At 44.2% G+C, this 12550-nt stretch carries 8 protein-coding genes; 6 read left to right on the forward strand and 2 right to left on the reverse strand.

The annotated features are described in order from the left end of the window. Window positions 1-293: 293 nt before the first annotated feature. The 6 genes from PGZ10_RS05420 to PGZ10_RS05445 all read left to right on the forward strand — a co-directional run bounded on the left by PGZ10_RS05420 (window position 294) and on the right by PGZ10_RS05445 (window position 8095). A complete protein-coding gene (locus tag PGZ10_RS05420; protein WP_270540890.1) occupies window positions 294-2903 on the forward strand; it encodes a cation-translocating P-type ATPase in 2610 nt (869 codons plus the stop codon). Window positions 2904-2974: 71 nt separating this feature from the next. Further along, window positions 2975-4213, forward strand: a complete 1239-nt coding sequence (locus PGZ10_RS05425; protein WP_270540892.1) for an AI-2E family transporter — start codon at window positions 2975-2977, stop codon at window positions 4211-4213. 342 nt (window positions 4214-4555) lie between these two features. Then, complete coding sequence (locus PGZ10_RS05430; protein ID WP_118199135.1) at window positions 4556-5167, forward strand: nucleoside recognition protein; 612 nt, start codon at window positions 4556-4558, stop codon at window positions 5165-5167. Between the two features lie 169 nt (window positions 5168-5336). After that, entirely contained in the window at window positions 5337-6332 is a 996-nt protein-coding gene (locus PGZ10_RS05435) for an ABC transporter substrate-binding protein (protein ID WP_195479171.1), read from the forward strand. A gap of 24 nt (window positions 6333-6356) precedes the next feature. Then, entirely contained in the window at window positions 6357-7292 is a 936-nt protein-coding gene (locus PGZ10_RS05440; protein WP_055155726.1) for an ABC transporter permease, read from the forward strand. A gap of 8 nt (window positions 7293-7300) precedes the next feature. Continuing rightward, complete coding sequence (locus PGZ10_RS05445; protein ID WP_172679847.1) at window positions 7301-8095, forward strand: ABC transporter ATP-binding protein; 795 nt, start codon at window positions 7301-7303, stop codon at window positions 8093-8095. A 535-nt stretch (window positions 8096-8630) separates the two neighbouring features. Here the strand turns inward: PGZ10_RS05445 and PGZ10_RS05450 are convergent. Both PGZ10_RS05450 and PGZ10_RS05455 read right to left on the reverse strand, forming a co-directional pair. Further along, entirely contained in the window at window positions 8631-10610 is a 1980-nt protein-coding gene (locus PGZ10_RS05450; RefSeq protein ID WP_270540893.1) for an ABC transporter ATP-binding protein, read from the reverse strand. After that, window positions 10607-12373, reverse strand: coding sequence for an ABC transporter ATP-binding protein (locus tag PGZ10_RS05455; RefSeq protein WP_270540894.1), 1767 nt, complete (start codon window positions 12371-12373; stop codon window positions 10607-10609). Before PGZ10_RS05455 ends, PGZ10_RS05450 begins: the two co-directional genes overlap by 4 nt. Window positions 12374-12550 lie beyond the last annotated feature (177 nt).

Below are 12550 nucleotides of genomic sequence, written 5' to 3' on the forward strand. Positions count from 1 at the left end.
TTATTTGCCGGAGTTTCCGATTTTGGAGACTCCGGTTAAAATTTTCTTGACAATCGGGCTATTCGTGGTATATAGTTACGTTAATAAAGGGGAGTAACCTACGCAAGGGAATCCGCGTTTGTGGTGTCGTCAGTACGGTGGAAGCATCCGGTACCACAAGAAAATGGTGAGACTTTTATTGCATTATTTGTTGTGCAATAAGGGTTTCTTTTTTTGTACATTTTTATCGAAAGAGAGCTTCGTTGCATAAGAAATTCAGGAATGTGAATACTCAGAAACAGGAGGCGGAAAGGATGAAAGAAATTTATCAGTCATCGGTAAAAGAAGTGCTTGGACAGATGGGAAGCAGAGAAGAGGGACTTACGATAAAAGAAGTGGAAAAGTCCCGTGAAAAATGTGGATGGAATGAGCTTGCGGAGGGAAAGAAAAAAAGTGTGCTGCAGATTTTTTTGGAGCAGTACAAGGATTTCTTGGTGATTATCCTGATTGCATCGGCGATTATTTCAGGAATTTTAGGAGACGCAGAAAGTGCGGCAGTTATTGTGATCGTCATTACAATGAATGCGATTTTGGGAACCGTGCAGACGGTAAAAGCAGAGCAGTCGCTTCAGAGCCTGAAAAAGCTTTCAGGACCGGAGGCGAAGGTTCTCAGGAATGGTACAGTGACACCGATTCCGGCAAGAGAACTGGTAGTTGGAGATGTGATCCTTCTGGAAGCCGGGGATTATGTTCCGGCAGACGGACGACTGATCGAGAACGCAAGTCTGAAGATCGATGAAAGTGCACTGACCGGGGAAAGTCTTGCAGTTGAGAAGAGCCTGGATGAAATCGAAGAGGAAGTGCCGCTTGGTGACCGGAACAATATGTTATTTTCGGGAAGCTTTGTTACTTACGGACGTGGAAGAGCCGTTGTGACAAGTGTAGGTATGCAGACAGAAGTCGGAAAGATTGCCGGACTTTTGAAAGCAACATCTGAAAAGCAGACTCCGCTTCAGGTGAATCTGGAAGAGTTCGGAAAGAAGCTTTCGGTTCTGATCCTGGTATTTTGCGGAATCTTATTTGGAATCAGTGTATTTCGTGGAGAAAATATCGGAAGCGCGTTTATGTTTGCAGTAGCACTTGCGGTTGCAGCAATCCCGGAGGCATTAAGTTCAATTGTAACAATCGTCCTTTCTTTCGGAACGCAGAAGATGGCCAAGGAGCATACAATTATTCGAAAACTGCAGGCGGTAGAAGGTCTTGGAAGTGTCTCCGTGATCTGTTCGGATAAAACCGGAACTCTCACGCAGAATAAGATGACTGTTGAAGATTATTATATAGAAGGCAGAAGAATCCGGGCAGATGAGATCGATATGGTAGATCCGGCACAGAGATTTCTGCTTGATTGCAGCATTTTATGTAACGATTCTACCAATGAAAATGGAGTGGAAATCGGAGATCCGACAGAGACAGCGCTGATCAATCTGGGAAGCCGCTATGGAGTGGAAGCTGCAGAAGTAAGAGAAAGTTATCCAAGAGAAGATGAGATTCCATTTGACAGTGACCGGAAAATGATGTCGACGCTTCACCGGATAGACGGCGAAAACCGGATGATCGTCAAAGGTGCGGTTGACCGTCTCCTGGATCTGACAGACCGGATCTGGACAGAAAATGGAATACGGGAGATTACAAAAGAAGATAAAGAAAAGATTCAGAGCCAGAATCAGGAATTTTCAATGGAAGGTCTTCGAGTGCTGGCATTTACCTTCCGGGAGATTCCGGAAGAACATCTGCTGACCGCAGAGGATGAGGACCATCTGGTATTTCTCGGAATGATCGCAATGATGGATCCGCCGAGGGAAGAGTCAAAAGCTGCAGTAGAAGAATGTATCAAAGCAGGCATCCGTCCGGTGATGATCACGGGAGACCATAAGATCACGGCAGCAGCGATCGCAAAACGGATCGGCATTTTAAAGGATTTATCCGAAGCCTGTGAGGGCGCAGAGATTGAAAATATGAGTGACGAGGAGTTGCGGGGATTTGTCCCGAAGATTTCTGTCTATGCAAGGGTTTCGCCGGAACATAAGATCCGGATCGTCCGTGCATGGCAAGAGCGCGGAAATATTGTATCGATGACCGGCGACGGTGTCAACGATGCACCGGCTCTTAAGCAGGCAGATATAGGTGTTGCAATGGGAGTAACCGGAACAGAAGTTGCCAAAGATGCAGCGGCGATGGTACTTACAGACGATAATTTTGCCACAATTGTAAAAGCAGTGGAAAACGGACGAAACTTATACCGTAATATCAAGTATGCGATCCAGTTTCTGTTATCGGGAAACTTCGGTGCAATTCTCGCTGTTTTATATGCATCGATCACAGGACTTCCGGTTCCGTTTGCACCGGTTCATCTGCTTTTTATCAACCTGCTGACGGATAGTCTCCCGGCAATTGCACTGGGAGTAGAACCGCATACCAGTGATGTGATGAATGAGAAGCCAAGACCGGCAGATGAGTCGATCCTGACAAAAGATTTCCTGTCAAAGATTGGTCTGGAAGGACTGGTGATCGGTGTAATGACGATGATCAGTTTCCTGACAGGATATCATCAGGACGGTGCACTTCTTGGAAGTACTTATGCATTTGGAACGCTCTGTCTTGCACGGCTGTTTCACGGATATAACTGTAAATCAGATCATCCGGTGATTTTTACCAAACGGTTTTTCAATAATAAATGGATGCAGGGCGCATTTGCACTGGGCGCAATTCTGATCACGGCTGTACTTACAATTCCGGGGCTGCATCAGGTGTTCAAAGTAGAAACATTGAACTTTGAACAGCTTGGGACTGTCTACCTATATGCATTTGCCTGTTTTCCAATCATACAGCTTCTGAAGTGGGTACGTGGAAAATTATCTGAGTAACAAGAAGGGGAAATTCTTACTGGCTGTAAGGGGATTAACCATAAATATATTGTAGTAGAATGGAGAAAATAGTGGATTTTAGTAAATTATCTATAAAAAAAATCCGGGAATTGATCGTATTTACAGCGCTGATCGTAGTTGCATTGTGGAAATTTGATGTGGTTTTTGGCGTGATCAAGGCGGTATGGGGGATTATTTTTCCCTTCGCTCTTGGCGGTGCGATCGCGTTTGTGATCAATGTTCCGATGAGCTTTCTGGAGAAAAAATTATTTGGAAAGGCAAAAGAGAAAGGAAGTAAGGCGGCAGAAAAGCTTGCAAGACCGATCAGTCTTCTTCTTACGATCGTACTGGTAGTGGGGGTGATCGGGCTTGTCATGTTCGGTCTGATTCCGCAGCTTACGGCAACAATTGGAAGTCTGATGAACAGTATTGCAGAATTTATTCCGCAGATGCAGAGTTGGGTACGGGAATTTACACACAATAACCGGGAAATCATGGATCTTGTGAACCAGGTGGAGTTCAATCCGAATAAGGCAATCCAGTGGGGGATGAGTATTCTCGGAAATGGTGCGGGAAATTTTATGAATACAACGATGACAGCAGTTGGCTCCATCGTCAGTGGAGTTACTACATTTTTTATTGCCTTTTCCTTTGCCTGCTATATTCTTTTCCAGAAAGAAAAACTGCATGTGCAGGTGAGAAAAGTGTTTTTCGCGTTTATTCCAAAACGAAAAGCAGAAGTGATTCTTGAAGTCTGTTCCCTGACCTACCGTACCTTCGCAAACTTCCTTACCGGACAGTGTCTGGAAGCAGTCATCCTCGGAAGTATGTTTGTAATTACATTAAGTATACTGAAAATGCCGTATGCACTGCTGATTGGAATCATCATATCCTTCACAGCCCTGATCCCAATCTTTGGAGCCTTCATCGGCTGCGTACTTGGCTGCCTCCTAATCTTCATGGTGAGCCCGAAACAGGCAATCCTTTTCATCCTCGTATTTCTGATCCTCCAGCAGATTGAAGGTAACCTGATTTACCCACACGTAGTCGGCAGCTCCGTAGGTCTTCCTTCCATCTGGGTCCTCGCCGCAGTCACCATTGGCGGCAACCTTCTGGGAATCATAGGAATGCTCATATTCATCCCGCTGGTATCCGTACTCTACACCCTCTTCCGGGAATATGTATACTTACGCCTGAAAAAACAACATATTAAGAGAGTGACAAAAACAGAGGTAGAAGAATATACTGTAGAAGAAATTAATCGAATGAAAGAGTTATACAAAAAAGAACATCCTGAGAAAAATAATTGAATAAAGAAATGGTTTTCTACATATAAATGTATCGAAAACCGCAGCAAAAGCCTGCAACTTTGAGATGCAATCTCAAAGAGCAGGCTTTTCGACTCCTCATTTATAGTTTGGCGGAAAAGTATGACTTGTAGAATGTCAGCCGGGCGGAAAATAAATTGTGTTCAAATTCAATTTTTTGTGCAATGGAGACGAAACTCAGGAATCGTGGAAGCCATTGCTGAACACGATTCTCGCTCTAAGAGGTTCGTCGGAATGGTTTGCACAATTTGAATTTGAACACAATTTATTTTCCACCCGGCGTCCCCTTTCCCAACGTTTCCCCCATCCAAGAAAGGAGAAAAAATGCTCAACTACCTGTGGTCGGGAATGATTCTTATTGGCATCCTTTTTGCCGCTTTCTCCGGCAAAATGCCGGACATCACCACCGCCGCCTTAGATTCCTCCAAAGAAGCCGTCACCCTTTGCATCACGATGATGGGCGTCATGTCCTTTTGGACCGGACTCATGGAAATCGCAGAAAAATCCGGCATTCTGAAAACGGCAGCTGACTGCCTTTCCCCTCTGATCCATTTCCTCTTTCCAGAACTGCCAAAAGATCACCCGGCAGAAAAACCAATCGCGGCAAACATCATTGCAAATATCCTCGGACTTGGCTGGGCGGCAACTCCGGCAGGTCTTGAAGCAATGGAAGAGCTTCAGAAGCTGGAAGAAGACCGCCGTCTTGGAAAAGCGGCAGGACCGGTAAGAAAAAGAGGCGTTGCAAGCAATGAGATGTGTACCTTCCTGATCGTAAATATTTCTTCACTGCAGCTGATCCCGGTGTCGGTGATCGCCTACCGGAGCCAGTACGGAAGCGTGAATCCGACAGCCGTTGTTGGACCTGGGATTGCGGCAACGGCGGTCAGTACCGGGGCGGCGATTTTATTTTGCAGGATAATGGACCGGAAAAGCTAGAATTTCTGTAGCTTTTTGTAACATACCTTGACTAAAGTACAAAAAAACGCTATAATCAATATCACGGCAAAGCTTTAAACCATTGAAGTTTAAACCGCTAAAGTTTAAAGCTATAAAGCCAAAACGGAAAAAGTTTGTTCGAAAAGAACATAGATGGAGGTATGTTATTATGAAAGCAAGAAAAATTTTAGCAGTATCACTTACTGCAGCAATGACACTGGCACTTGCTGCCTGTGGCGGAAGTTCATCAGACAAAGAATCTTCTTCAAAGGATTCATCAGACAAGGTATATAAGATCGGTATCTGCCAGCAGCTTGAGCATGCAGCTCTTGACGAGGCAACCAAAGGATTTGAAGAAGCCTGTGAAGAAAAATTCGGAAAAGACAAAGTGAAGTTCGATCTTCAGAACGGACAGGGCGAACAGGCAAACTGCGCAACCATCGTAAACAATTTTGTGGCAGACAATGATGACTTGATCCTTGCAAATGCAACAACTGCTCTTCAGTGTGCAGCAGCTGCAACAAGCACGATCCCGATTCTTGGAACATCTGTTACAGATTATGCAACTGCTCTTGATATTTCTGACTGGACAGGATCAACAGGCATGAACATTTCAGGAACCTGTGACCTTGCACCGATCGATGAACAGGAAGCAATGCTTAAAGAGCTCCTTCCGGATGCAAAAACAGTAGGTATCCTTTACTGTTCAGCAGAACCGAACTCAGCATACCAGGCGAAGAAGTTTGAGGAAGCACTTGAAAAAGATGGAATTAAGTATAAAGAATACACAGCAGCAGATTCTAATGAAATCCAGTCTGTAGTGACAAGTGCAGTAGATGAGTGCGACGCACTTTACATCCCAACTGATAATACAATGGCATCTAACACAGAGATTATCAACAATATCTGTCTTCCGGCAAAAGTACCGGTAATCGCAGGTGAACAGGGAATCTGCTCAGGCTGTGGTATTGCAACTCTTTCTATCAGCTACTATGACATTGGATACAGAGCAGGTGAAATGGCTTACGATATCCTTGTAAATGGAAAAGATATCTCAACCATGGATATTGAAAGTGCACCGAATGTTACAAAGATGTATAACAAAACAATTTGTGACGAACTCGGAATCACTGTTCCGGACGATTACGAAGCAATTGAGGAATAATCAGTATAGAAAGAGGCAAGAACAATGTATTTAGCAGCTTTAGATCCGATGTCTCTTGTGCGCGCCCTTCCGGGAAATGTAGCGCAGGGGATCATCTGGGGAATTATGGCGCTTGGCGTTTATATCACCTTCCGCATTCTGGATTTTGCGGATCTGACGGTTGACGGATCGCTGGCTACAGGTGGAGCAGTTGCAGTTATGCTGATCCGCGGCGGTATGAATCCGGCACTGGCACTTCTTTTCGCATTTCTGGCAGGTATGGCAGCCGGATTTGTGACAGGTATTTTACATACGTTTTTTGGAATTCCGGGCATTCTGGCCAGTATTCTGACGCAGATCGGACTTTACTCGGTGAATCTCGGAATCATGGGAAAATCCAATCAGGCAGTCAATGTTATGCAGTATAAATTGGTTGCATCGCTTCGTTATGTGACCGGCGAAGGAAGTGAACTGTTTTTTGTAAAGCTGATCGTGGCAGCACTTATCCTGATCGCAATTATTTACTGGTTCTTTGGAACTGAGCTTGGCGCATCGATCCGTGCAACCGGATGTAACCCGCAGATGGCAAGTGCACAGGGAATCAATACAGGCTTTACAAAGGTTCTGGCGCTTATGATCTCCAACGGACTTGTGGGACTTTCCGGTGGGATTTACGCACAGTACCAGGGAGCAGCCGATGTTAATATGGGACGTGGTGCCATTGTAATCGGACTTGCAGCCGTTATCATCAGCGAAGTTATTTTTGGAAAATTCTGTGCAGGCAGAAAAGCAGCCTTTGCATTTACACTGGGTGCAATCTTTATCGGAGCGATTATTTACTATATTGTAATCGCACTGGTATTGTGGCTGAAGATGCCTTCTGATTATATGAAACTGTTCTCAGCGGTAGTGGTTGCATGCTTCCTTGCAGTTCCGTACATGAAGGGTAAATATTTAACAAAGAAACGGAGGACTGCATAATGGGATATATGTTGGAAATCCAGAATATTCATAAAACCTTTAATCCGGGAACGATCAACGAAAAAGTCGCACTTAACGGAGTGAATCTGAACCTCAATCCGGGTGATTTTGTGACTATCATCGGTGGAAATGGTGCAGGAAAATCCACCACACTGAATGCGATCGCAGGAGTGTGGTCTGTAGACGAAGGAAAGATCATCATTGACGGAGTGGATATTACAAAGCTTTCAGAGCATAAAAGAGCACTTTATCTGGGAAGAGTTTTCCAGGATCCGATGACTGGAACTGCGGCAACTATGTCGATTGAAGAAAATATGGCGATCGCAGCCAGACGTGGCGAGCGCAGAGGTCTTGGATGGGGCATTACGAAAAAAGAGCGGGAGCGCTATAAAGAAGCCCTGAAAGAACTTGATCTTGGACTGGAAGACCGTCTGAGCAGTAAAGTCGGACTTCTTTCTGGTGGACAGCGACAGGCGATCACTCTTTTGATGGCGTCTCTTAAAAAGCCAAAGCTTTTACTTCTGGACGAGCATACTGCAGCACTTGACCCGAAAACTGCAGCGAAGGTACTTGCCATCTCTGATAAGATCATTCAGGAGCATCAGCTTACTGCAATGATGGTAACACATAATATGAAAGATGCCATCGCGCACGGCAACCGCCTGATCATGATGCATGAAGGAAAAATTATCTACGATGTATCAGGAGAAGAGAAGAAGAATCTGAAGGTTGCAGATCTGCTGGCGAAGTTTGAAGAAGTCAGCGGCGGCGAGTTTGCGAATGACCGGATGATGTTGTCGTAGAGAATATTTTGAAAATGAAATAATAGTAGAAAACAGGAACGAGGTTTTACGATTGATGTAGAGCCTCGTTTTTTTCACGTCTTGTTTAAATGTACTATAAAAAACAGAGCGGATTCTGAAATGCTATAAAATTATAGAGAATACCTATTAGCAATATAGGATAGAAATTATCAATGAACCTCTTAAAAAATCCGGAATGGAAGAGAAAGAGGCAGAAGAAAGCCAAAGGACATTCCGTTGCATGCCATAGGGTGAAAGAAATCTTGTAAAGAAAATTGACATAAAAGTGTAAAGATGCTAGTATAATAAATAGAAAAGGTGCTACCGATGACGGTTCGCCTGATATTATTTGGTTATTAAAAATAACCGCTCATGTTTTCTCAGGACGATGGGCGGTTATTTTTGCGTCTTGGAATCATGCTTTCCACGCACATACCCAAGACTGTAAAAAGTCGCACACAGTGAAATAGCACCTTGAACTTATGGTAACAAACATAAAGAAGAAAATCAATATAAAATAAAATGACAGAATTGTCTAATCCATCAACTGCAATTCATACAATTTCTTATACAACCCATCCTTCACCAGCAGGTCCTGGTGGGTTCCAGATTCTTTTATTTCCCCGTGATGCATCACAATAATTTTATCTGCATGCTGGATCGTAGAAAGCCGGTGTGCGACCATGATCGTAGTTCTTCCATCCATCAGCCGTGCAAGTGCCTGTGTGATCAGTGTTTCGGTTTCTGTATCGATGTTGGCAGTTGCTTCATCGAGAACAAGGATCTTCGGATCATAAGCAAGTGTCCGTGCGAAGGACAAAAGCTGGCGCTGCCCGGCAGATAGAGTACTTCCGCGTTCTGTAACCGGTTCATCATATCCGTGCGGCAGTTTCTGAATAAATGGATCTGCATTTACAATTTCGGCAGCCCGTCTGACATCGTCCGGTGAGATTGCTTCATTATTCAGCGAGATATTACTTTTGATGTCTCCGGTGAAGATGAAGACATCCTGCTGAACCTGACCAATCGCACCGCGGAGTACATCCAGATCAATTTCATGAATATCAATCCCATCAATCAGGATCTGTCCCTTCTGGATATCAAAATATCTTCCGATCAGATTTAAAATTGTAGATTTTCCTGCCCCAGTAGCGCCGACAAAAGCAGCTTTTTCACCCGGCCGGATTACAAAACTTACATCTTTTAAAATATAATTTTCCTCTTCGTAGGCAAACCAGACATGGCGGAATTCAATTTCACCAAGAATATTGACCGGAGCCGGATCGGTCGGAGATACGATTTCTGGTTTTACATCAAGAACACTGAAAATCTTTTCTGCGGAAGCAATGGAAGACTGCAGGGTTCCAAGCTGTTCGGAAAGCTCCTGGATTGGCTCAAAAAAGGAGCTGATGTAGGTGATAAACACGAACAGGGTTCCGAGAGAAAGACTTCCATTTAACACAGAAAGGCTTCCGGTACGGATAACAAGGATCATGGCAATGACCGAAACCAGATAGATTGAAGGCCGGAAGATCGCAAAAGTCATGATCTCGCGGAAATTGGCACGGTACAGTTCCATAGATTTGCCTTCAAATTCACTGTATTTCTCTTTTTCGCGTGCAAAGATCTGGATCAGCTTCATACCGGAAATATGTTCGGACAGGAAGGTGTTCAGCTCTGTGATTTTATTTCTTGTGATCTGGTAAGCTTTTCTGGAGAGATGCCGGAAAACAAAAGTCAGGATTGCAACCAGAGGTAAAAGCAGGAAGGATATACCCGCCATTTTCACATTAATTGAGAGCATGACAACAGCGTAACCAATAATCTTTACAACGTTTTTAAAAAGTTTCACAAGAATGGTGGAAAACAGTTCGTTGACTGCTTCAGTATCGTTAGATACACGTGTTACGAGCTTGCCAACCGGTGTTATATTGAAAAAAGAAAGTGACAGGCTGTGTATATGTGTAAATGTTTCTTCACGCAGTTTGTACACGATCTGCTGGCCCATCTTCTGCAAAAGCCAGGTGTCGGCAAGGTTCAGGAAAAATCCGCTAAAAAGCAGCAGAAGAAACAGGATTCCGGCTTTTAAGATCCCCTTAAAATCATTTTGTCTTAAAATCTTCAGATCATTGGAAGTAAGCTTCTGTGCACCTTCTCTGACATAATTTTTTAAAACAGATGTATCGGCATTTTGCAGTGCAGTACATTCAGAGCGGGTGAGATTTTCTGCCATGTAATAGTGATCCTTCCAGAGAAAAATCTGATAAAAGGAAGCAGAATCCGCCTTAGATACTGCCTGGTCGCGCGACAGTACAAGACCGTTCCAGTTTATAGCGTCCGAAGCGGAAACGTCGGCTTCTACATACGGATGATAATAACCGTTGATATACTGGTCGATTGCATTTCCGATGATGATCGGGCGGTAAAGTTCCACAGCAATGATGAAGAGAACCAGGACAGTTGCCAGGGTCATTACCCATTTATGCGGTTTTAGATAACTTAAAAGTCGTTTCATCTTATTATGGCTACCTCCTGTTCTCCAATGGAAGCTTCCAACTGTTGCTTTTCAAACATATCTTTATAAATACCATTTTTCTGAATCAGTTCGGTGTGTGTTCCAAGCTCTTTCATTTCCCCGTTTTCAAGTACCATGATCAGATCGGCATGCTGTACCGTGGAAATTCGGTGTGCGATCAGGATTGTTGTTTTTCCTTTACGATCGTCCCTGAGATTATGTAGGATATGTTCTTCTGTATCGGTGTCGACAGCGGAAAGGGAGTCATCAAGGATCAGGATCGGTGCATTTTTTATCAGTGCGCGGGCGATGGAGCTGCGCTGTTTCTGACCGCCGGAAAGCGTAACGCCACGTTCGCCGACGATCGTATCATAGTTGTCCGGAAAATTTGCAATATTATCGTGAATGCAGGCTGATTTTGCTGCGGCGATAATACGGCTCATATCCTGTGATTTTGTACCGAATGCAATATTTGCTTTCAGAGTATCGGAAAAAAGAAAATTATCCTGTGGTACATAAGCAATATTTTCACGCAGAGTTTTCAGCGGAATTGTGTTGATATCATGGTCATCCAGATAAATCATGCCTGGCTCGGTGTTGTAAAGCCGGAGCAGGAGATTGACCAGAGTGGACTTTCCGTTGCCGGTGCGCCCGATGATGGCAAGGGTTGTCCCGGATGGGATGTCCAGATTGATATCATGCAGTACCGGAGAAGTATTTCCAAGGTGCGTAAAGGTCAGGTGATCAAAACGGATATCCCCGTGCAGGGTATCTAAAGTTGTGACAGAAGCAGTATCTTTTACATTTGTCTGTGCTTCCAGGATTTCCTGTACACGGCGGATGGATGCAGTTCCCTGGGAAAACATGACGGCAGCTTCCGAACAGGCGAGCATCGGCCATACCAGCATATTGACATACTGATTGAAAGCTACGAAGCGTCCGAGTGTAATCTGTCCGATCAGGGCGAGGTATCCCCCATAAAGGAGTGAGGCAAGACTGGAAAATCCGATGATCACATCCAGAAGCGGGATCAGGATGGCTTCCAGCTTTGCGATGCGCATACTTTTATCCATGGTGTCCTGGTTCTTTTTGGAAAAAGAAAGGATTTCTGCCTGCTTGCGAACAAAGGCCTTGATCACACGGATCCCGGAGAAGCTTTCCTGTACAAAGTCGGCAAGATTGGAAACACTGTCCTGACGTTCGGTGTAGAGGTCATCCAGTACCTTTCCGTAATGCATATAGCCGAGGCAGATGATGACCATCGGGATCAGTGCCAGAAGGGTCAGTTTTATATTGACATAATACATCATCTGGCAGACGACCAGGAGCGTCATGACTACGGAATCAAAGATGCAGATGACAGCAGGGCCAAGTGCCATGCGGACCGCATTTAAGTCACTGGTAAACCGGGTCATCAGATCACCTGTTTTGTGGTTGTTGTAGTATTCCACATCCATAGTTTCCAGATGGGAAAACATTTCATTACGCAGTTTACGCTCGATAATGCGTGCGGTTCCAAAAAGAAAATAACGCCACAAAAAACGGCCGACTGCAAGCAGAAGACCAATCAGAAAGATCCCAAGAAGACAGGTACGAATGGAATTCCACGTAATGCTGCGCGCGGTAAGACCATCGGTAATGATACCGGTAAGTTTTGGAATAAATACACTTGCTGCATCTACAGCAAAAAGAGTAAGGATTCCAGCAATATAGCGATATTTGTATCGTCTGACATATTGCATGATAAAGGGCAGTGGTTTCATATCAATGCCTCCTGAAAATGATAAATTTTTTCTATATTAACTATTATAGAGGATAGAATCTGGGGTGTCAAAGATTCCGTCAAATAAACGGAAAATACTTTGTGAAACAGGGGAAATTTCGTGAAAACGACAATTGCTATTTAAGATACATTTTTCTATAATGACGGGAGGTAAAAT

The sequence above is a fragment of the Coprococcus sp. AF102-57 genome (assembly GCF_027686195.1).
GTDB classification, from domain to species: domain Bacteria; phylum Bacillota; class Clostridia; order Lachnospirales; family Lachnospiraceae; genus Allocoprococcus; species Allocoprococcus comes.